The organism is Roseateles sp. P5_E4 (assembly GCF_054049255.1).
This window is the reverse complement of the sequence record NZ_JBFUMS010000017.1, coordinates 1-20,085: the sequence shown is the minus strand read 5'-3', so window position 1 is coordinate 20,085 and position 20,085 is coordinate 1. Positions and strand designations below refer to the sequence as shown.

Here is a 20,085-nt window from a genome sequence, read left to right as displayed (position 1 = left end):
GTCACCTGTTCATGAAGTCGGGGGAGGCCAGCAGGTAGGTGTTCCATTCCTGTGGCGACGTGGCCTGACCCAGCGCCTGCTGCGTGGCGGCGGCCAGCCGCGGCGCGATGCCTTCGTAGTACAGCGGGTGGGCGATCTGCGGGAAGGCCGGCCTGTCCTTGGTCTCGCCCTCGACCTTGAAGAGGCCGGCGCTGCCGCTGCCGATGGCGCGCGCGATCTCGAAGCGCGTCGTCATCTGGCCGGGCCCCGCCCAGGCGCTTTCGTCGAGTGCATAGCCATCGGGCGTCTGGCGGTTGTAGGGCGCCTGGCCGAGGCGGTAGAGCCAGCCGATCATTGGGCCGGTGTTCAGCACCACCTTGTCGGCATAAGCCAGGCGCACGGCCGAGACGACGTAATGCGTCGGGTCCTTGAACTTGCGGCCCAGGGACGCCTCGAACTCGGGCGAGCCCACCATGGCACGCAGCACCTCGGCGATGCGGCCATCGCTCTGCTGCCAGCGCTCCGCCATGCGCTCCACCAGCGCCGGCGGCGGCTCGTCGGCGACGAAGTACTGGGCCAGCTTGCGCGACACGAAGTGGGCCGTGCTCGGGTGTTTGGCCAGCAGGTCCAACATCTGGTCCAGTTCGGCCTCGCCCTGGCCCTTGACGGTGACGCCGAGCAGTTGCTTGTCGCCGAAATCGTGCCGCGCCGGGTTGAACTCCATCAGCCCGTCTCGGCGGTATTGCGCCTCCTGCGCGGGCTTTAGCTTGGGTTTGTTGTCGGTCAGGTTCACGCCCAGCCCGGTCAGCACGCGGGCCAGCTCCTGCACATCCTTCTGGCTATAGCCACCGCCCACGCCCAGGGTGTGCAGTTCCAGCAGCTCGCGGGCGTAGTTCTCGTTGATGCGGTTGGCGGCGTTCTGCTCGTTGTCGAGGTAGCGCAGCATGGCCGGGTGGTGGGCCGTGTAGCCGAGCAGGTCGCGAAAGCGCCCGAGCGCGCGTTCGCGCAGACCCTGCTCGTAGTCGCCCACCATGACGCGCAGGTTGCTCTTGTACTGGTGGACGTTGAAATGGTTGAACCAGAACCAGGTCATCTGCTCCTGGACCTGGTTGGGCGAGTAGAGGGCATTCAGCAGCTGGCGCGTCGACGCCTCGCGGGCCAGCTTGGTCAGGGCCTGCTGGTAGTTCTTCTGCGCCTCCGCCTTGGCCATGTCGTCGGTCAGTGCATCGGCGGCCTTGCGCTGGGCTTCCATCTGCTGCACCAGGGGCAACAACGGCTGCTGGGTGACGGCGAGAGCCTGGATTTGCGCCTGAGCGGCTTCTGGCAGTGCGCCCGGGATGCGAGGCTGGAGCTGGGCTTCCAGCCAGACCTCGCGGCCCTGGCGGCGGACCTGGCTGAGATCGGCGCTGCTGGCGCCCCAACTCAAGCGATCCAACCACAGCGTGTCGGCGGCTGCGCTGTGGCTGCCCACCGTGGGCGCCTGGATTGGCGCAGCGGCGCAGCCGGCCAGCAATGCGGCGGTGCAAAGCGCGAGACGGGGCAAGGCTGTCATGGCGGGCGGGCCTTTCGGGCTGAGTCCGGGCCAACGGTCGGTCGCGGCCCGGCGTTGACCCCGGCAGGCTAGCAGACGCGCCGCCCCCCTAATGTGTCTGTCGGCTGCCGTCATGTTGCTGGTTTGTGGTCTTGGACCGCGTCCTTGCCGCCCTTTGTGTCGAGGCGGTGCTATTTCGAAGACATGCCAGACACCGGTGCCCGCCACATTGTGGCGGCCAGCTTCATTGACGACGTGACGCTGACGACCGCGGCCGTGCCGGAGCCAACGCCGTCGGCTCTGTTGCTGGCCGGCATGGCCGCACTGGGCGGGGTGACCTGGCAGCGTCGACGCCGCTGAGCATCGTTGGGCAGCGCCGGGCGGCTCACCGGCCACCCGGCGTGCAGCGGATGCATGGCCCTGGACTTGCCGGGCTTGCTGTCAACGCACGCAGCCGTTACTGTTTGCGCATGCAAAGCGGTCGTCGAGTTCCGCTCAGGGTAGGGCTGGTGCTTGCGGTAGCCGGGTTGTTCGCTCCGGCTGCCGAGGCGGGTTGTTCGCGTGCGATTGACGTGCCGGTGTCGCCAGCGGGACGGCTGGTGTTCGTCGAAGATGAGCGCGTCGAGGGCGTGCTGCCGGAACTGCTGCGCGAGCGCGGCGCGCTGCTTGGCTGCGAGTTCCGTTTCAGCGTCGTGCCCCGCGCGCGCGCCGCGCGAACGGTGTTCGAGGCGCAGGATGGCGATCTCTATTTGCCGGCATTGCGCAAACCCGAGCGCGATCAGACCCATCTCTTCGTACCCTTGAGTCGCCAGGGCGTGGCCGTGGCGACGCTACGCACGCACGCGCCGGTGCCGGCCGACCTGAGTCGGCTGTTGGCCGACAAGAGCCTGCGCGGCATCTTCGTGCGTGGCTACTACTTCGGGCAGGCCTACGGCGATTTCGTCGACCAATTGCTGGCGGACAAACGTGCCGACATCGTGCCCGACATCGAGGCGCTCAGCCGCATGTTGCGAGCGGGCCGCGCCGACTTCACGCTGCTGCCCCACGTGACCGGCCAGGGTGCCCTGGACCTGGCGCCACGGATGCCGCTGTCGCAGACGGCTTTTCGCATCGAGCTGCTGGAGACCCTGCCGCTGATGGAGAACGGTGTCTATCTGGCCAGGCGCAATCTCGACGCCGCCGACCTGGTGCTGCTGGTGCAGATGTTCGAGCGGGCCGTCGCCGAAGGGGCGCTCCGGCGGGCCTATCTGCGCCACTACCCACCGGAGGTGGTCGACCACATGCGCTTCTGACCGACTTGGTGCGCTTACTTCGAACCCGGCGCGTAGATCTGGTCGAACACGCCGCCATCGTCGAAGTGGGCCTTCTGGGCCTGGCGCCAGTTGCCGAAGTACTCGTCGAGGGTGAAGAGCTTGACCGGCCCGAACTGCTTGGCGTACTTGGCAGCGACCTTGGCGTCACGCGGGCGGTAGTAGTTCTTGGCCGCGATCTCCTGACCCTCGGGGCTGTAGAGGTAGTTCAGATAGGCCTCGGCCTGCTTGCGCGTGCCGCGTTTGTCGACGACCTTGTCGACGATGGCCACCGGCGGCTCGGCCAGGATGGACACGCTGGGCGTGACGATCTCGAACTTGTCCGGGCCGAGCTCCTTGACGGCCAGGTAGGCCTCGTTCTCCCAGGCGATCAGCACGTCGCCGATGCCGCGCTCGACAAACGTCGTCGTCGAGCCGCGTGCGCCCGAGTCCAGCACCTTGGTGTTGGCGTAGATGCGCTTGACGAAGTCCTTGGCCGAGTCGGGCGTGCCGCCGTTCTTCAGCGCATAGCCCCAGGCGGCCAGGTAGTTCCAGCGCGCCCCGCCGCTGGTCTTGGGGTTGGGGGTGATGACGTCGACGCCGCTGCGCGCCAGGTCGGGCCAGTTGCTGATCTTCTTCGGGTTGCCCTTGCGCACCAGGAAGACGATGGTGGAGGTGTAGGGGCTGGCGTTGTTGGGCAGCTTCTTCTGCCAGTCCAGGGGCAGCAGCTTGTGGTCGGCGATGGCGTCGATGTCATAGGCCAGCGCCAGCGTGACGACGTCGGCCTCCAGCCCGTCGATGACGGCGCGGGCTTGCTTGCCGGAGCCGCCATGCGAGGCCTTGACGCTGACGGTCTCGCCGGTCTTGGCCTTCCACTGCGCGGCGAAGGCCTTGTTGAAGTCCTGGTAGAGCTCCCGCGTCGGGTCGTAGGAGACGTTCAGCAGCGAGGTCTGCGCAAAGGCGCCGGTGGCGGCGAGAGCGAAGGAGAGGGCGGTGAGAAGGCGGCGCATGGTGTTTGAGTTAGGGGTAAGGCGGTTCACTCTAGGGATCAGGGCAGGAGCGGGCAAAGAAGAAGAGCGCGCAAGCTCATGCGGCTTTCGACCAGGCCAGCACGGGTTCAGCCGCCACGGTCGGCAGCTCGTGGCGGGCCGCATCGACGACCTCGCGCTTGAGCGGCGAAGCAAAGGTCTGGATGAACTCGTAGATGTAGTCGCGCAGATAGGCGCTGCGCCGCACGGCCAGGCGCGTCATGTTGTCCTCGAACAGATGGCGGGCATCGATGGCACGCAGATGGCGGTCGCGCTCCTCGTCGAAGGCGATGGCCGCGACGATGCCCACGCCCAGGCCCAGCTCTACATAGGTCTTGATGACGTCGGCATCCATCGCGCTCAGCACGATGTGGGGCTGCAGCTGGGCCGCGGCAAAGGCCTCGTCGATGTGGGAGCGGCCGGTGTAGCCGGGCTCGTAGGTGACGATAGGAAATTGGGCCAGGCGGGCCAGCGTCAGCGGGCCATCGAGCAGCGGGTGGTCGGGCGGCACGACGACCGAGTGCGTCCAGCGGTAGCAGGGCAGGGCGACGAGTTCAGGGTATTGCGCCAGCGCCTCGGTGGCGATGCCCACGTCGGCCTCGCCATCGAGCAGCAGGCGGGCGATCTGCTGGGGCGAGCCCTGCTGCAGATGCAGGCTGACGTCGGGGTGATGGGCGCGGAAGTCGCGCACGGCGGGCGGCAGCGCGTAGCGCGCCTGGCTGTGCGTGGCTGCGATGCGCAGGCGGCCGCTGCCCGCCTGGGCGAAGTCATCGGCCGCGCGCTTGAGGTTCTCGGCTTCCAGCAGCAGTCGCTCGATGACGGGCAGCACGTGCTCGCCCGGCTCGGTCAGCCCTGTGAGGCGCTTGCCCACGCGCACGAAGAGCTCGATGCCCAGCTCCTCTTCCAGCTCGCGGATCTGGCGGCTGACGCCGGGTTGCGAAGTGTGCAGGGCCTGCGCGACTTCGGTCAGGTTGAAGCCGCGGCGCTGGGCTTCGCGGACGGAACGGAGTTGCTGGAAGTTCATGCGAGGCGATTTTGCGAACAGCGATCACTTCTGTCGTCGAACCATTCGCCATATCGTTATGCACTTCGTGGTGGTGTCAGGCGGTTTTGGTACGCCTACAGTTGGCCGGCATCCAAGGAGTCAATGCATGCATAAGGAAGCCATTCCGACCCAGGCCTGGGCCTTGTTCGATCGCTACGTGCACGGCGACCTGAGCCGGCGCGGGTTTCTTGAGCAGGCCGCCAGCTTTGCCGGTGGCCCGGCTGGTGCCGCTGCGCTGTTGGCCACACTCAGCCCCAATTTCGCCGCGGCCCAGCAAGTCAAGCCAGATGACCCGCGCCTGGTGACGCGCCGCCAGGCCTTCGAGTCGCCGCAAGGCAACGGCAAGGTGCAGGGCTATCTGGCCAAGCCGGCAAGTGCCGCGGGCAAGCTGCCCGCCGTGCTCGTCGTGCATGAGAACCGCGGCCTGAACCCGCACATCGAGGACATCGCCCGCCGTGCCGCGCTCGCCGGCTATGTGGCCTATGCGCCCGACGCACTGGCGCCGCTGGGCGGCTACCCGGGCGACGAGGACAAGGCGCGCGAGCTCTTCGGCAAGCTCGACGCCGGCAAGACGCGTGCAGACATCGTCGCTGCCGCCCGCGGGCTGCTGGCGCTGCCGGATGCCAATGGCAAGGTCGGCGTGGTCGGCTTCTGCTGGGGTGGCTCGCTGACCAACCATGTGGCCACGCAGGTGCCTGAGCTGGCCGTGGCCGTGCCCTTCTACGGCGCCGCACCGGCGCTGGAAGACGTGCCGCGCATCAAGGCGCGGCTGCTGCTGCACTACGCCGGCAACGACGAGCGCGTCAATGCCAGCTGGCCACCCTATGAAGCCGCATTGAAGGCGGCGGGTGTGCGCTACGAGCAGTTCGTTTACGCCGGCACCCAGCACGGCTTCAACAACGACACGACGCCACGCTACGACCCCGCGGCGGCGCAGCAGGCCTGGGAGAGGACGCTGGCGGTATTCAAGTCAACGCTCGGCTAGGGCGCGCAGGCGCGATACGCTTGCGGCTCCCGAGGCCCGACGCGAGCGCGCCATGACACAGCATCGAATCAGACGCGGCAGTTTTGTCTTCCAGGTCCGGCCGGCCAGGGCCGGCTGGCGGCTGGCGGTGTTGGCTGCCGTGAGCCTCATGAGCCTTTTGGGCGCTTGCGGTGCCCCCGGCGCTGCCACGGCCCCCGCGGCAGCGCCGGTCCCGGCCGCCGTGCCTGCACCGCCGCCGGCGCCGGTGCCACCCCCCACGCTGCCGTTCGATGCCGCCGTGCTGCGCGCCGCCACGGCTTTGCTCGCCGATGCGCAGCCGGCCGAGGCCCGGGAGCTGGTGATCGACCCTCTGGTGGACGGTGTGACCGGGCTTCAATCGAATGCCACGCAGACGCTGGGCGCGCAACTGGTCAAGCTGATCGGCCAGCAGTACCCGCGCTACAACGTCAAGCCGTTCAACCCGGTCAACGTCGTGCGCGGGCCGCTGATCCTGACCGGGACCTTCACCGGCGTGAATGCCGAGCGCAAGAGCGAGGGCAGGCGCGAAGCCTTCCGGATCTGCCTGGCCCTGGCGGACCTGAAGACCGGCAAGCTGGTCAGCAAAGGCCTGGCCTTCGCGCTGCCCGAGGGCGTAGACACGACGCCGTTGCCGCTGTTCGCCGATTCACCGGCTTGGGCGCCGGACGATGCCACCACCGGCTATGTGCGCACCTGTCAAGGCACCAAGCCCGGCGACGCCATCCACCCGCTGTACATCGACCGCATCGTGACGGCTGCGACCATCGCTGAGGCCAGCGAGGCCTATGCCGCCAAGCGCTATGCGCAAGCCGCCACGCTGTTCGAGACGGCGCTGGCCAGCCCCGGCGGCAACCAGTTGCGCGTGCACACCGGGCTGTACCTCACGCGGATGCGGCTCGGCCAGCGGTCGGCGGCGGCCAAGGCCTTCGGCGACATCGTCGAGCAAGGGCTCGACCAGAAGCGGCTGGGCGTGAAGGTGCTGTTCAAGCCCGGCACCGCGGCGATCTGGTCGCCGCCGGGCACCACGGCGTTGCCTTATGCGATGTGGATGAGCGAGATCGGCCGCCGCGCTGCGGCGCGGCCGAGTTGCCTGGACGTGGTCGGCCACACGAGCGCAAGCGGCGCCGAGCCGGTGAACGAAAGGATTTCGCTGATGCGCGCGGAGATGGTCGCGGGCGAGTTGAAGCGGGTGGCACCCAAGCTGACGCCGCGACTGGCCAGCAGTGGCGTCGGCTCCAGGCAGGCGCTGATCGGCAACGGCCGCGACGACCTGTCCGACGCGCTCGACCGGCGGGTCGAGTTCCTCGTCCACGGCTGTTGAACTCTCGGCTGCCGAGCCGCCACTTCAGATGGCAAAGGCCCACTCGCGGAACTCGGCATGGCGCGGCCGCTGCTCGGCAGCGGCGCGCGCCCGGGCCGCTTCGATCCAGCTCTTGGCCAGCGGCAGGGGCCCGAAGCCGGCCTCGGCATTGATGTGCCCGACCGGGCCGAGATTGCTGTAACTCGCTCCCCAACGGTGCGCCCAACGCGCGGCGCTGGCGGCGCTCATCCACGGGTCAGTGCTGCTGGCGATCAGCCGCGAGCGGCGCGGCAGGCGATGGTGGGGCAGCGACTCGGCGATGCCGAACTTGTCAGGCTCGGCCGGGGCAACGAAAAGGGCCTCGCGAATGGGGGAGTCAGGGTGGTCAGCCAGGTGGCGCGCCAGCGCCAGGCAGCCGAAGCTGTGGGCCACGGCCAGCCATTCCCCTTCACCCGCCACTTCCAGCGTGCGCTGAATGCGCTCGGCCCAGCGCTCCAGCTCGGGTTTGCTGGGGTCGCGCTGCGTGACGCGGCGGGCGTCGCGGTACTGCCCTTGCAGCCAGGTCTGCCAATGTGCCGCGCCGCTGTCGTGCAGGCCCGGGATGATGAGAACGCGCGGCGGCTGGTAGGCCATGGCTTACAGCGTCGCGATCGACACTTCGGTGGACTTGACCAGGGCGACGACCTCGCGGCCGACCTCCAGGCCCAGGTCCTTGACCGAGCGTGTCGTGATGACCGAAGTGACGATGTCGCCGTTGCGGGTGAGGACGTCGACCTCGGAGACGACCGGGCCTTCGATGATTTCCTTGATCGTGCCGCGGAACTGGTTGCGCACGTTGATGGCGGTGATGCTCATTGGGTGTTCCTTGAACAGTGGAACCCCCAGTGTGGTCAGCGCCCTGCGATCAAGGAAGGAAGCAATGCGCAGCAGCGCATGCGCGGGCCGAATATGCCAGCCGGGTGCGGCGCGGCTCAGCGGGCCTTGGCCGGGCGCGCGGGCTTGGCTGGCGTTTCGGGCAGCAGCGCTGAGCAATCGGTGACCAGGCCGTCGAGTGAAGGGTGATCGATGCAGTCCTCGTAATCGGCCCGGGTCGGACGCAGCTTCCCGGCTGCGGGCGGATCGAACCGCAGCGCCGTGTCGTTTCGGCGTTTGGCGGCACTGGCAGCGGACTCGGGCACGACGGCCGATGCAGGGCGTGGGAGCCCACAGGCGTGAGCAGGCCGGGTGAGGTGGTAGACGCCGAGGACGGCGAGGGCGGCGAGGCCGATCAGGCGGCGCTGCAGGGCGGGGATGGGCATGGCGGGCTCCTGGCAGGGCCCGCCGGCGGACTTCGTCGACGCTGACCCTTGCCTGGACGGACGCAAACCCGACCAGCAAGCGGACAGCCGGCGGGGGTGACCCCCTAGATGCCCGCGCCGGCCTCGAACAGACTCAACCGTGCCGCGCTCAGCTTCACGCGCTGCCCGCCTTGCAGCCGCAACGTGTCCGCCTCCTCGCGCGTCAGCTCTGCCTCCAGCGGCTGGCCATCCGGGCCGATCAGCTCGACACGCGCGCTCGCGCCGAAGGACAGCACGCGCTCCACGGTGGCCGACAAGCCGTGCGCCGACTCGTCGGTCAGGATCTGGAGTTCATGCGGCCGTGCATAGGCTTGCACTTCGCCGTCACCATGCGCGCCCTGGTGCGGCAACTGGTGCTCGCCCATGTGCAGCACACCGCCGCGTGAGTGGCCGACGAAGCGGTTGACCGCGCCAAGGAAACCGTAGACGAAAGGCGTGGCTGGGCGCTCGTAGACCTCCTGCGGCGTGCCGACCTGCTCGACGCGGCCGTGGTCCATCAGCACGATGCGGTCGGCGACTTCCAGGGCTTCATCCTGGTCGTGCGTGACGAAGATGCTGGTGATGTGCAGCTCGTCGTGCAGGCGGCGCAGCCAGCGGCGCAGCTCCTTGCGCACCTTGGCGTCCAGCGCGCCGAAGGGCTCGTCCAGCAGCAGCACGCGCGGCTCGACGGCCAGCGCACGCGCCAAGGCGATGCGTTGGCGCTGGCCGCCCGAGAGCTGGGGCGGAAAGCGGTCGCCCAGCCAGTCCAGCTGCACGAGCTTGAGCAGCTCGGTGACGCGCTTCCTGATCTCGGTCTCGGGCAGGCGCTGCTTCCTGGGCTTCACGCGCAGGCCGAAGGCGACGTTGTCGAACACCGTCATGTGGCGGAACAGCGCGTAATGCTGGAACACGAAGCCGACCTGGCGCTCGCGCACATGCGTGTCGGAAGCGTCCTGGCCGTCCAGCAGCACGCGCCCGCGGTCGGCCTGCTCCAGGCCGGCAATGATGCGCAGCAGCGTCGTCTTGCCGCAGCCCGACGGGCCGAGCAGAGCCACCAGCTCGCCGGTCGGGAATTCCAGCGACACGTCACCCAAGGCGGTGAAGTTGCCGAAGCTCTTGTGGATGTTCTGAACCTGGATACCCATCATTCGCTCCCGTGCGACGACTGGCTGGCGCGCCACTCGATGAATTGCTTGATCACCAGCGTCACCAGCGCCAGCAGCGCCAGCAGCGAGGCCACGGCGAAGGCGGCCGCGAACTGGTATTCGTTGTAGAGGATCTCGACGTGCAAAGGCAGCGTGTTGGTCAGGCCGCGAATGTGGCCAGAGACGACCGACACCGCGCCGAACTCGCCCATGGCGCGTGCATTGCACAGGATGACGCCGTACAGCAGGCCCCATTTGATGTTGGGCAGTGTGACGCGGCGGAAGGTCTGCCAGCCGCTGGCGCCGAGCACAGTGGCCGCCTCTTCCTCGTCGCGCCCTTGCGCCTGCATCAGCGGGATCAGCTCGCGGGCGACAAAGGGGAAGGTCACGAAGACGGTCGCCAGCACGATGCCAGGCACGGCGAAGATGATCTTCACGTCGTGAGCCTGCAGCCAGGGGCCGAACCAGCCCTGGGCGCCGAAGATCAGCACATACATCAGGCCGGCCACGACGGGTGAGACCGAGAAGGGCAGGTCGATCAACGTGATCAGCAGCTGCTTGCCGCGGAACTCATGCTTGGCGATCAGCCACGACGCGCTCAGGCCGAACACCAGGTTCAACGGCACCGCGATGGCCGTGGCGATCAGCGTCAGTTTGATGGCGGAGAAGGTTTCCTCTTCGGCGATGGACGCGAAGTACACCTCCCAGCCCTTGCGCAGCGCCTCGGTGAACACGGCCACCAGCGGCAGCAGCAGGAAGACGGCGAAGAAGGTCAGGCCCAGCGCCAGCAGCGTGAAACGCACCGCGGGCGATTCGCGCGTGGCCGGGTTGTCCTGATACTTGGCGCGGGCACGCGGTGGTGCGAGGTGCAAAGCCGTGCTCATCGCTTTCCTCCCCGGCGCGAACTCCAGGCCTGCAGGCCGTTGATGGCCAGCAGCAGCACAAAGCTGACGATCAGCATGACGGCCGCGATCGCCGTGGCGCCCACGTAGTCGTACTGCTCCAGCTTGGCAATGATCATCAGCGGCGTGATCTCGCTGACCATGGGGATGTTGCCGGCGATGAAGATCACCGAGCCGTACTCGCCCACGGCACGCGCGAAGGCCAGCGCGAAGCCGGTCAGCAAGGCGGGCAGCAGCGTGGGCAACACGACATAGCGGAAGGTCGTCCAGCGCTGGGCGCCGAGTGATGCCGCGGCTTCTTCCAACTCGGTCTCCATGTCCTCCAGCACCGGCTGCACCGTGCGCACGATGAAGGGCAGGCCGATGAAGATCAGCGCCAGCAGGATGCCCAGCGGCGTGAAGGCGATCTTGATGTCGTACTTGGCGAAGAGGGCGCCGACCCAGCCGTTGGGTGCGTACAGCGCCGTCAAGGCGATGCCGGCGACGGCCGTGGGCAGGGCGAAGGGCAGGTCGATCAGCGCATCGACCAGCTTCTTGCCCGGGAACTCATAGCGCACGATGCACCAGGCCAGGATGAGGCCGAAGAAGAGGTTGATGAGCGCGGCCAGCAGCGAGGCGCCGAAGCTGAGCTTGTAGGACGCCATCACGCGCGGCGCGGTGGCGGCGGCCCAGAAAGCATCGAAGCCGTGGCCCGAGGACTTCAGGAACACCGCGGCCAGCGGCACCAGCACGATCAGCGACAGGTAGAACAACGTGAAGCCCAGCGTCGGCGCGAAGCCGGGCAGCACGCGGCGGCGTGCCGAGAGAAACAAGGCCATCAGCGTTTGATCCCGGCCATGACTTGGTCGAACGAGCCACCGTCGGCAAAGTGGGTCTTGCTGACCTTGGCCCAGCCGCCCAGCGTCTGGTCGACGGTGAAGAGCTTGATGTTGGCGAAGCGTTGTGCGTGCTTCTTGAAGATGGCCGGGTCGCGCGGACGGAAGTTGTTCTTGGCGATGATTTCCTGGCCTTCCGGGCTCCAGTGGAAGTCGAGGTAGGCCTTGGCCAGTGCCGCGCTGCCTTTCTTGGCCGCGACCTTGTCGACGATGGCCACCGGCGCGTCGGTCTCGATGGAGATGCTGGGGTTGACCTGCTCGAACTGGCCCTTGCCGAACTCGTTCTCGATCAGTTCGACCTCGGCCTCGAAGGTGACGAGCACGTCACCGATGCCGCGCTGCGTGAAGGTCGTCGTTGCGCCGCGGCCGCCACCGTCCAGTACCGGCACGTTGGTCAGCACCTTGGTCACCAGCTCCTTGGCCTGGGCCTCGCTGCCGCCGGTGGCGATGACGCTGCCCCAGATGGCCAGATAGCTGTAGCGGCCGTTGCCGGTGACCTTGGGGTTGGGGATGATGACCTGCACGCCGGGGCGGGCCAGGTCGCTCCAGTCCTTGATGCCCTTGGGGTTGCCCTTGCGCACGAGGAAGGTCATCGTCGACGAATAGGGCGCCGCGTTGTTCGGGAAGCGGCTGCGCCAGTCGGCCGGCGTCAGGCCGGCGCTGGCGAGCTGGTCGACGTCGGTGGCCTGGTTCATCGTGACGACGTCGGCCTCCAGGCCGCCGATGACGGCACCGATCTGCTTGCTGGAGCCGCCGTGGCTCTGGTTGACGGTCACGGCCTGGCCCTTGGCCTTCTGCGCGGCAACGAAGGCCGGGTTGATCTGCTTGTAGAGCTCGCGGGCGACGTCGTAGGAGACATTGAGCAGCGTCGCGTCCGAGGCCAGGGCGGGCAGGGCAGCCGTGGCGGCCATCAGCGCGACCAGGGCACGGCGGGTGGGCAGGAAAGGGGGCATGACTGGGCCGTCGGGTGAACGAAAGCCGAGAGGGTGCCCAAAGTCTCTTATTCGCGGAAGGACAGTTTTCTTATTTCCTTATTCGTTCCAAGGCATTGAGTGGCGCGCTGCTTGCTAATCTCATGAGCATGCCGTTTGCCCTTGACCACCCCTCGACCGCCTCGCTGCTGCTGGAAAGCACGGGTGAAGGCATCTTCGGCATCGACATGGCCGGCTGCTGCACCTTCGTCAACCGTGCCGCCTGCGAGGCCCTGGGCTGGCGCACGGAACAGGTGCTGGGCCGCAACATGCATGAGCTGATCCACCACTCGCGAGAAAGTGGTGCCCACTATCCGGAGTGCGACTGCCCCATCTTCAACGCCTTTCGCCGTGGCGAACCATGCCGCATTGACGACGAGGTGCTGTGGCGGGCCGACGGCAGCGCTTTCCCCGCCGAATATTCGAGCTATCCCGTCATCGAAGCCGGGGAGGTGCAGGGCGCCGTCGTCACCTTCGTTGACATCTCGGCGCGCCGCCAGGCCGAGGCGCTGTTGCGCGCCAGCCATGACGAGCTGGAGCAGCGCGTGGCGGGGCGCACCGCCGAGCTGCGCGAGCTGGCCCACCACCTGGAGGCGGTGCGCGAGACCGAGCGCAAGCGCATCGCCCGCGAGATCCACGACGAACTTGGCTCGCTGCTCGTCGCGCTGAAGATGGACCTGGACTGGCTGGCCCGCCGCGTCGGCGATGCGACACAGCGTGAGCCCATGGTGGACAAGTGCCAGCGCATGGGCGGCCTGGTGGACACGGCGGTCGACTCGGTCGGCCGCATCATCACGGACCTGCGCCCCAGCATCCTGGACCACCAGGGCCTGTGGGCGGCGCTGGAGTGGCAGGCCCAGGAGTTTGAACTGACCGGCAGCGACGAGCGCCAGGTCGACTTCAAGATGCACGTGGCCGCCGACGTGGTGCCGCCGGAAGGGGGCCTGGCCATCGCGGTGTTCCGCATCTTCCAGGAGGTGCTGTCCAACATCGCCCGGCACGCGCGGGCGCGGCACGTCGCCATCCGCCTCGACGTGGACGCGCCGCCGGGACCGGTGCTCTACCTGCAGGTGCGCGACGACGGCGTGGGCGCGGCGCCCGAGGCGCTCAACGATGCGCGCAGCTACGGCGTGCTGGGCATGCGCGAGCGGGCGGGACACTTCGGCGGGCGGGTCGGCATCGAGAGTTTTCCAGGGCGGGGCACCACCGTCAGGCTCGTCATGCCGTTGGAGCAAGCATGAAGCCCCTCGTCCAAGGAATACCTTGGCCGGGACCGCGCTGCGGCCAGTGGCCGCAGCGCTTCGGCAGGCACAACGCGCCCACTGGGCGCGTTATGTCCGGCCTCAGCCCCCGGGGGGACGGCGATGCTTGCCGGATTGACCGGCAAGCACATCGCCCGGACGGGCCGGCTTGGGAGCGGCCCGGCGCTCGGCCCGTGGAGGACAAATGATCCGTGTGTTGATCTGCGACGACCACCTGATCATCCGCCAAGGCATCAAGCAGGTGCTGGCTGAAGCCGAGGACGTGCAAGTGGTCGGTGAGGCCGCCAACGGGCCCGACGCCATCCAGCGCGTGCGCGCCGGCGGGATCGACGTCGTGCTGCTGGATATCGCCATGCCCCAGCGCGACGGCCTGGACATCCTGAAGGCGCTGAAGTCCGAGTTCCCGAAGCTGCCGGTGCTGATGCTGTCCACCTATCCCGACCGCCAATACGCCGTGCGCAGCTTGAAGCTTGGCGCGGCCGGCTACCTGAACAAGAGCGCGGACAGCGAACAGATGATCGACGCGGTGCGCAGCGTCGCCCGCGGCAAGCTCTTCATCACGCCCAGCGTGGCCGAGCAGCTGGCCGGCGCCATCGGCGCGGGTGGGCCGGGCGGAGGCCGGCAGGCGGACGACACGCAGCCGCTGCACGAACTGCTGTCGCACCGCGAATACCAGGTCTTCAAGCTGCTGGCGGCCGGCCGCAGCGTGGGCGAGATCGCCGAACAGCTGGTGCTCTCGCCCAATACCGTGTCCACCTACCGCGCTCGGGTGCTGGAGAAGATCGGCGTGCGCAATGATGTCGAGCTGGCGCTGTTCGCGGTGCGCATGGAGCAGGCGGGATAGGACCGCTCTCCCGAGAAGTGAAACCATGTTTCGTTTTGCGCGGTACATTGCCGACCGCATGCATCACCGCGCCGGTCGGCGCACAGAGAGAACTTCATGAGCGCCACCCAGCAAATCGCCGAAGCCTTCACCGCCGCCCGCGCCGCCGGCCTTGCGATCGCAGCCTACCCCGGCACGCCGCCCGCGACGCTGGCCGAGGCCTATGCCATCCAGGCCGCCGCCATCGCGCGCTGGCCCGATGCGGTCAAGGGCTGGAAGGTCGCTCGTGTGAACCCGGCGTTCGCGGCGCAGTTCCCTGAAGAGCGCCTCATCGGGCCCGCCTTTGCCGCCAACGTCCACCACGTGGCGCAAGGTGTTGCCGCGCAATGCCCGGTCTTCGAAGGCGGCTTTGCGGCGGTCGAGGCCGAAGTCGTCATCGTCGTCGCGGCTGATGCGCCGGCAGGCAAAGCCGACTGGACGGCCGACACCGTCGCCCCGCTGGTCAAGTCCATGCACATCGGCGTGGAAGTCGCCAGCAGCCCGCTGGCGACGCTGAACGACATCGGCCCGGGGGCAGTCATCTCCGACTTCGGCAACAACTGGGGCGTCGTCGTTGGTGCCGAGATTGCCAACTGGCGCGAGCTGGAAACCATCAATGTGGAGACCTTCATCGACGGCCAGTCGGTCGGCACCGGCAAGGTCGCCATCAAGCCAGGGCCTCTCGGCGCGCTGGCCTTCACGCTGAACAAGCGGGCCCAGCAGGGCGAGATCCTGCGCGCCGGCGACGTCATCTCGACCGGCATGATCACCGGCGTGCACGACATCCGCATCGGCCAGCAGTCGCGGCATGTGTTCGCCGGCGTGGGCGAGGTGCAGGTGCAGATCACGCGCGCGGCGGGCACGGGTCGCTGATTCAGATCACGGTGCTGATCGCCTCAAGCGAGTGCGCGCTCATCGCGCTCATTCAAGCCGCGGGGATCGCTTCATGGCAGCTTCTGCATTCCTCGTTGCACGGCCAGTTCCGCGACCTGCCGGCCGAGAGCCGTGGCGTGTTCGTCAGCCGTGCGGGTGTGAATGCCTGCCCAGATCCGGGCGTTCTCGATCTCCGTCGCCGCTTGGGAGAAGCTGCTGAAATGACGCGTCAGCGCGTTGTTGAAGGTGGCGCTGAAGGGCACGCCGTCGTTGCCGAACAGCAGTTGAAGCGACCTGGACCAGGCGCCTGACGTCGCCGAATGGCCGGAGAGGTAGTCCGGGTGCGGCGGCGTGTTGATCAGCGGCTCCCAGGTCGGGTCCGCATTGCTCGAAGCGGCGCGGATGGCCGTCACCGGGCGCCAGGTGCCCATCTTGCGCTTGACCTCCCAGCTGGCGATCACGGCGTCGAGCGCGGCCATGTTGATGATGGCGAAGATCCGGGCGTTCTCCGGCGTCGACGTGCCCTTGGCGGTGGCGGCGGCGCGCGCGGCGGCGTTCCACATCTGGCCGCCGTTTATCAGCGTGAAGATGGCCGCCGCCGTCCGGTCGGCAGTTCGCTCGGTGGAGTTGCGCCCGCCCAGGCGCCTCACCTCGTCGAGTTCCTTGGCGTATTGCACACTGTCAATCGCCAACGGGCCGGGCGCCGTCACTTCCGCCGCTGATTTGAGGAAGAAGGGCTTGACCTCGGCCCAGTGGATCGAGGCAAAGCCGCCCATCGAGGGCGGCGCCGGCTGCCAACTGCCTCGGGCGGTGGCTGGCGTGTAGACGACGCGGGCGTTCCAGCCGTCGCTGCTGCGCATGGCGATGCATTGCTCGGCGACCTGGCGGCCCAGGGCGCTGCCATCGCTCTTGCCGGCGCCATCGGGCACCTTGGCAAGCGACGCCTGCAACGCGGCGTCGAGTGCAGGCTTTTGCAGCGGGTAGATCGACGCCAGCACTGCATGTGCCGCCGATGCCGCCGCCGCCTCGGCCGATGCGCCGGCCGGTGCCGCGGGGGCGGGACTCATGTAGGCCTGGTGCGTGCGCGTGATGGCGTTGATGGCGTCGAACATGGCGACGTGCGTGAGAGCCAAGGCACGCATCTCGATTTGCGGCGTGCTGGACGCCGTGAGGCCGAGCGCCGTGACGTTCCAGTCCGTGACAACGTCGGCTCGCGCCGAATGCAGGGCAGTCGCCAGCACGGCGGCCAGCAGGCATCTCCAAGCGGCAAGTGTCATCGCGGCTCCTTTGCAGTCGACGCTGCGAGGCTCCGCCCGCCCTGGTGGCCCAGCAACCCCTAGAAGGCGGCGCAATGGCTCGGTGTCCTCTCGGTTGAGGATTGCCGCGGGGGATGCGAGCGTCAATCCAGCATTGCGACTGGCCCTCCGGCATCGCGGTCGTCAACGGCCCTCGTGGGCACATGAACAAACGAAACAAACGCCCGTCCGGCCTGAAACCGCCGCGCGACAGGCGGCAGGCACAGTGCGATGCCTTAGTTCCAGGAGACCGTCATGCCTTCACAACCTTTCCAAGCATCCTCTGCTCGCCATGTGCTTGCCGCACTTGTTGTCGCTTTCGCCTTCACTTCGGGCCTGGCCCATGCGGCGGATGCCGAGCAAGGCATCGAGCAGGCGCTCAACGCAGCGCTGCAGGACAAGCGCGGTATCACGCTCTATGTGAACGGGCAGGCGATCTCGGGCGCCGTGACGCGCATCGAGCCGGGCCGCTGGGTGGAACTGCGCAACCAGCAGCACGGCCGCATCGTCGTCCGCCTGGACCGAATCGACGGCATTGCGGCGCCCTGAGCGGCGCCCGCGTTCAAGCCTTGCTCAGGCGCGCCGCCACCTCCGGCGGCAGCGGCATGAACTCGCGCACGTCCTGCGCGCAGCGGCAGGCGGCGGCGATCTTGGCGGCCCAGCGGTGGGCGGCTTCCCGGTCGGGCACGTCGACACGGTGAAGCCGGGGACGGCGCTCTGTCTACACGCCCAGATACCTGCCGGGTTTGTGGTTCAGTGTGAGGATGGCGCCGATGGCCACGGCGCCAACGACTGACTGCAGAACCCGAACGGGCGGCACGGTGAAAAGCGCTGCAAGCACAACCAGGACATCGACCGACATCTGAATCTTTCCTGCACTCAGACCCTTGGTTTGCTGGAGCCACTGCGCCACGATATTGACGCCGCCGACGCTCGCCTGATGACGAAGCAGGGCCAGGAGGCCGAATCCGACGAGAAAGCCACCAAGTACCGCGGCCACCCAAGGGTTCAGGAACTCGAAGCGGACCACCCTGGGTGCCAACGCCGTACAGGCGGAAACCAGCGAGACGGCAAGGAGGCTTTTGAGCGTGAACTCTCTGCCGAGGCGCTGCCAGGACAGCAGGAAGAACGGCAGGCTGAAGGCGAAGAAGCACAGCGCCAGACTGAGGCCGCTGGTGTAGCTGGCGAGGAAGGCAACTCCCGCGACCCCTCCCGTCAGCAGGCCGGCATGTGCAAACATGGTGAGGCCCAAGGCGACGAACAACGAGCCCGCTATTAGTGCATGGCCGTCATCAAGCCAGGTGTGAACGGGCGGTTCTGTTGAAGTTCGGTCCATGCCGTCACACAAGCACACTGCGTGCCGTCGCGGCAATCACTCGCTGTGGGTACTGAACCCCAACAGACCCGGAGGCGCTGATCGTGTTGGGGTTCGCAACGCTCACCTCAACAACCGGGCTGCGCTCCAGCCAGTCGGCGCTCGGGGGCCTACTACCGGCGGCTGTGCGCGCGCATGGACAAGGGCAAGGCGGTGACGGCGGCAGCTCACAAGCTGGCGCGGTTGATCTACGCGATGCTCAGCAAAGGCCAGGAGTACACCGATGCGGGTCAGGACTCCTTCGAGGAGCGCTACCGGGAGCGGGTGCTCAGGAACCTGCGGCAGCGGGCTGAGCAACTCGGCATGCAGATCGTGCCCGTGGCACAGACCGCCTGAAACCTCTTTGCAGATCAACTATTTGGTGGGTGTTTCTTGAGAGGTTGCTTGCTGCCTCAACGAACGACTGGAATGAAAATGGGAATGCTAATCTTGCCATCGCTTGCGCCACCGATATTTTCAAGCTTTGCTCCGGTAGACAGCGACTGCGTTAGCGGAACTGTTGCCAAGGCAGAAAACTCGGATCGGATTGCGGGCAGATCGCGGGTCGATTGATCGGACAGCGTCACCGTCGAGGCCGTAACCGCGCGACCAAACCTTGATGTTTCACGGAAATAGAAGCCGCCCAAATAAATGGCTTCACGCGGCTTGACCTCGAACTCAATTCCGGTAGGCGCGGTGGACCAAACATTTGCCATGCCTTGGCTAACTTGCCAGGATTTGACAATGTAAATTCCCGCTGGCAATTCAATGGCGAAAGGCGAGCCCTTCTTGCCAAGTGCTCGATTGGGATCCTCGCCTTTGAACGCAAGGCTGAGGTTGAGAGTTTGCGAACTACCGTGCTCGATTAGGAACTTCTGGCCGCCAACCTTGTTTTCCACGTGCAGGCGGTAAGCGGCATAGCCGCCATCGTAAGTAATGCTGCCCGTAGCGACGCCGGTGGACGAAGACTTTTCAAGTGAAAAGTCTCGCGAAATGTTTGGCGCAGCGCATGCGGTCAGTGCCAACGAAACAGCAAGCAAGAAATACCGAGTGTTCATTGAAGTATTGGAAGTGAATTGAAGCAACCTAACGTTGGCGCTAAGCGGACCAGCCAGCGTAGCTGGCGCAGGTCCGCTTGAGCAACCGGTTATGCAGCGGCATGGCACGGCACATAAAAGCCCCAAACACCGTTCGAGAGTTCGGTTGCCGCAAAGCGTGTTGTCTTTCCATTCGAGGAGACCTCGTAAACCCACGCTCGATGGCGCTCTTGCCGATAGGAGGGATGCGGCACAACGATGCAATCTTGCTGAACTCGCTTCCAGTCATGGATGTGCAGCCACGGATTGATGCCGCCAATAGAAAGCGTGGCACCTTCGACCCCAACATGCACAGGGTCCCAACCTTCGGTGAAATTCTCAAGCTGCATAACGTCAGAAGTCAGCGGGCGGCGAAGCCGTCCGCTGCAGCGAAAGGTTATGCGTTGCGACGCGTGTAGCTCGCCGCATCACAGCACCCCTCCACGAACCGCTCGATCTCTCAGAGATGCCACCCATTCATTGTCCAAGTTCGCCAAGCAATCCACTAAAGGCCAAGCTGGTGCGGACTCGATCAGATGAAGAAGCGACCATGCAAGGCCAAAGCAGTTGTCCTGCCCAAACAGTTTGACCAAAGCGCGGGCCTCTTCATTTGACACAGGCTTAGCGACGGAGCGAAGCACTCCTTCAAATTGGCGTACATGCTCGACCGTGGCATCGGACTCCGCAGGCAACGGCCCCAGCAGCAAGAGGCGTTTGATCTCAGGACGCATAACGAGGCTGTCCAAAAACCCTGTATCCGCAAGCACTCCTGCCGTGCAGCCCGCATGAATGGCTGTTGAATCGAGTCGGTGACTTCATCGGTGACATGGGCTGAATTTTCGGTTCCATGGCGCCTGCGCGCCTGCCTGACCTCAATTGTGTCGTCTGCTTGTCCGGTTACTGAACCCCGGATTGCCCGAACCCCGCCTTCGATAGCTTTTCGATGTTGTGAACTAGGCAGTACAGGCTCCATTGCGTT

At 66.7% G+C, this 20,085-nt stretch carries 24 protein-coding genes; 9 read left to right on the top strand and 15 right to left on the bottom strand.

Annotated features, from left to right (window positions below; all coding sequences use genetic code 11):
• Position 1 precedes the first annotated feature (1 nt).
• A complete protein-coding gene (locus ACXJLH_RS26040; protein WP_457447261.1) occupies positions 2-1,531 on the bottom strand; it encodes a DUF1800 domain-containing protein in 1,530 nt (509 codons plus the stop codon).
• Positions 1,532-1,714: 183 nt separating this feature from the next.
• On the opposite strand from ACXJLH_RS26040, the gene ACXJLH_RS26035 reads away from it, so the two are divergent.
• Positions 1,715-1,870 (top strand): PEP-CTERM sorting domain-containing protein, encoded by a 156-nt coding sequence (locus ACXJLH_RS26035; RefSeq protein ID WP_457447259.1) that lies wholly within the window; start codon positions 1,715-1,717, stop codon positions 1,868-1,870.
• 239 nt (positions 1,871-2,109) lie between these two features.
• Positions 2,110-2,802 carry a hypothetical protein gene (locus ACXJLH_RS26030; RefSeq protein ID WP_457322223.1) on the top strand — a complete coding sequence of 231 codons (693 nt, stop codon included), beginning with the start codon at positions 2,110-2,112 and terminating at the stop codon, positions 2,800-2,802.
• Positions 2,803-2,816: 14 nt separating this feature from the next.
• On the opposite strand, the gene ACXJLH_RS26025 is transcribed toward ACXJLH_RS26030, so the two are convergent.
• Positions 2,817-3,809 (bottom strand): sulfate ABC transporter substrate-binding protein, encoded by a 993-nt coding sequence (locus ACXJLH_RS26025; RefSeq protein WP_056197613.1) that lies wholly within the window; start codon positions 3,807-3,809, stop codon positions 2,817-2,819.
• A gap of 76 nt (positions 3,810-3,885) precedes the next feature.
• Positions 3,886-4,851, bottom strand: coding sequence for a CysB family HTH-type transcriptional regulator (locus ACXJLH_RS26020; protein WP_457322221.1), 966 nt, complete (start codon positions 4,849-4,851; stop codon positions 3,886-3,888).
• Between the two features lie 127 nt (positions 4,852-4,978).
• Here ACXJLH_RS26020 and ACXJLH_RS26015 point away from each other — a divergent pair, with 127 nt between their 5' ends.
• Together ACXJLH_RS26015 and ACXJLH_RS26010 are read left to right on the top strand one after the other, a co-directional pair.
• Positions 4,979-5,857: a dienelactone hydrolase family protein gene (locus ACXJLH_RS26015; protein ID WP_457447258.1), complete on the top strand. Its 879-nt coding sequence runs from the start codon at positions 4,979-4,981 to the stop codon at positions 5,855-5,857.
• Between the two features lie 52 nt (positions 5,858-5,909).
• Entirely contained in the window at positions 5,910-7,196 is a 1,287-nt protein-coding gene (locus ACXJLH_RS26010; RefSeq protein WP_457447256.1) for a hypothetical protein, read from the top strand.
• 24 nt (positions 7,197-7,220) lie between these two features.
• Here ACXJLH_RS26010 and ACXJLH_RS26005 read toward each other — a convergent pair whose 3' ends face one another.
• The 7 genes from ACXJLH_RS26005 to ACXJLH_RS25975 all read right to left on the bottom strand — a co-directional run bounded on the left by ACXJLH_RS26005 (position 7,221) and on the right by ACXJLH_RS25975 (position 12,366).
• Positions 7,221-7,808, bottom strand: a complete 588-nt coding sequence (locus tag ACXJLH_RS26005) for an RBBP9/YdeN family alpha/beta hydrolase (RefSeq protein WP_457447254.1) — start codon at positions 7,806-7,808, stop codon at positions 7,221-7,223.
• A gap of 3 nt (positions 7,809-7,811) precedes the next feature.
• On the bottom strand, positions 7,812-8,030 hold the full coding sequence (locus ACXJLH_RS26000; protein WP_056197604.1) for a TOBE domain-containing protein: 219 nt from the start codon (positions 8,028-8,030) through the stop codon (positions 7,812-7,814).
• A gap of 116 nt (positions 8,031-8,146) precedes the next feature.
• Entirely contained in the window at positions 8,147-8,473 is a 327-nt protein-coding gene (locus tag ACXJLH_RS25995) for a hypothetical protein (RefSeq protein WP_056197602.1), read from the bottom strand.
• Positions 8,474-8,577: 104 nt separating this feature from the next.
• A complete protein-coding gene (locus tag ACXJLH_RS25990; RefSeq protein ID WP_056199536.1) occupies positions 8,578-9,636 on the bottom strand; it encodes a sulfate/molybdate ABC transporter ATP-binding protein in 1,059 nt (352 codons plus the stop codon).
• A complete protein-coding gene (gene cysW, locus ACXJLH_RS25985) occupies positions 9,636-10,520 on the bottom strand; it encodes a sulfate ABC transporter permease subunit CysW (protein ID WP_056197600.1) in 885 nt (294 codons plus the stop codon). Before cysW ends, ACXJLH_RS25990 begins: the two co-directional genes overlap by 1 nt.
• Entirely contained in the window at positions 10,517-11,356 is an 840-nt protein-coding gene (cysT, locus tag ACXJLH_RS25980; RefSeq protein ID WP_457447253.1) for a sulfate ABC transporter permease subunit CysT, read from the bottom strand. Before cysT ends, cysW begins: the two co-directional genes overlap by 4 nt.
• The gene (locus ACXJLH_RS25975; RefSeq protein ID WP_457447251.1) at positions 11,356-12,366 is read right to left on the bottom strand and encodes a sulfate ABC transporter substrate-binding protein; all 1,011 of its coding nucleotides are present in this window, start codon (positions 12,364-12,366) and stop codon (positions 11,356-11,358) included. Before ACXJLH_RS25975 ends, cysT begins: the two co-directional genes overlap by 1 nt.
• Positions 12,367-12,494: 128 nt before the next feature.
• On the opposite strand from ACXJLH_RS25975, the gene ACXJLH_RS25970 reads away from it, so the two are divergent.
• The 3 genes from ACXJLH_RS25970 to ACXJLH_RS25960 all read left to right on the top strand — a co-directional run bounded on the left by ACXJLH_RS25970 (position 12,495) and on the right by ACXJLH_RS25960 (position 15,381).
• The gene (locus ACXJLH_RS25970; RefSeq protein ID WP_082532764.1) at positions 12,495-13,625 is read left to right on the top strand and encodes a sensor histidine kinase; all 1,131 of its coding nucleotides are present in this window, start codon (positions 12,495-12,497) and stop codon (positions 13,623-13,625) included.
• A gap of 205 nt (positions 13,626-13,830) precedes the next feature.
• On the top strand, positions 13,831-14,490 hold the full coding sequence (locus ACXJLH_RS25965) for a response regulator (RefSeq protein ID WP_457447250.1): 660 nt from the start codon (positions 13,831-13,833) through the stop codon (positions 14,488-14,490).
• Between the two features lie 96 nt (positions 14,491-14,586).
• A complete protein-coding gene (locus tag ACXJLH_RS25960) occupies positions 14,587-15,381 on the top strand; it encodes a hypothetical protein (RefSeq protein WP_457447248.1) in 795 nt (264 codons plus the stop codon).
• A 71-nt stretch (positions 15,382-15,452) separates the two neighbouring features.
• Here the strand turns inward: ACXJLH_RS25960 and ACXJLH_RS25955 are convergent, their stop codons facing one another.
• Positions 15,453-16,658: a vanadium-dependent haloperoxidase gene (locus ACXJLH_RS25955; protein ID WP_457447246.1), complete on the bottom strand. Its 1,206-nt coding sequence runs from the start codon at positions 16,656-16,658 to the stop codon at positions 15,453-15,455.
• Positions 16,659-16,931: 273 nt separating this feature from the next.
• Here ACXJLH_RS25955 and ACXJLH_RS25950 point away from each other — a divergent pair, with 273 nt between their 5' ends.
• On the top strand, positions 16,932-17,225 hold the full coding sequence (locus ACXJLH_RS25950; RefSeq protein ID WP_457447244.1) for a hypothetical protein: 294 nt from the start codon (positions 16,932-16,934) through the stop codon (positions 17,223-17,225).
• 13 nt (positions 17,226-17,238) lie between these two features.
• Here ACXJLH_RS25950 and ACXJLH_RS25945 read toward each other — a convergent pair whose 3' ends face one another.
• Together ACXJLH_RS25945 and ACXJLH_RS25940 are read right to left on the bottom strand one after the other, a co-directional pair.
• Entirely contained in the window at positions 17,239-17,364 is a 126-nt protein-coding gene (locus tag ACXJLH_RS25945) for a hypothetical protein (RefSeq protein ID WP_457447243.1), read from the bottom strand.
• A gap of 33 nt (positions 17,365-17,397) precedes the next feature.
• Complete coding sequence (locus ACXJLH_RS25940; protein WP_056197583.1) at positions 17,398-18,012, bottom strand: YitT family protein; 615 nt, start codon at positions 18,010-18,012, stop codon at positions 17,398-17,400.
• A 174-nt stretch (positions 18,013-18,186) separates the two neighbouring features.
• On the opposite strand from ACXJLH_RS25940, the gene ACXJLH_RS25935 reads away from it, so the two are divergent.
• Positions 18,187-18,387, top strand: a complete 201-nt coding sequence (locus ACXJLH_RS25935) for a hypothetical protein (protein WP_457447241.1) — start codon at positions 18,187-18,189, stop codon at positions 18,385-18,387.
• 56 nt (positions 18,388-18,443) lie between these two features.
• On the opposite strand, the gene ACXJLH_RS25930 is transcribed toward ACXJLH_RS25935, so the two are convergent.
• Positions 18,444-19,088 (bottom strand): hypothetical protein, encoded by a 645-nt coding sequence (locus ACXJLH_RS25930; RefSeq protein WP_457447239.1) that lies wholly within the window; start codon positions 19,086-19,088, stop codon positions 18,444-18,446.
• A gap of 89 nt (positions 19,089-19,177) precedes the next feature.
• The gene (locus ACXJLH_RS25925) at positions 19,178-19,456 is read right to left on the bottom strand and encodes a hypothetical protein (protein WP_457447237.1); all 279 of its coding nucleotides are present in this window, start codon (positions 19,454-19,456) and stop codon (positions 19,178-19,180) included.
• Positions 19,457-20,085 lie beyond the last annotated feature (629 nt).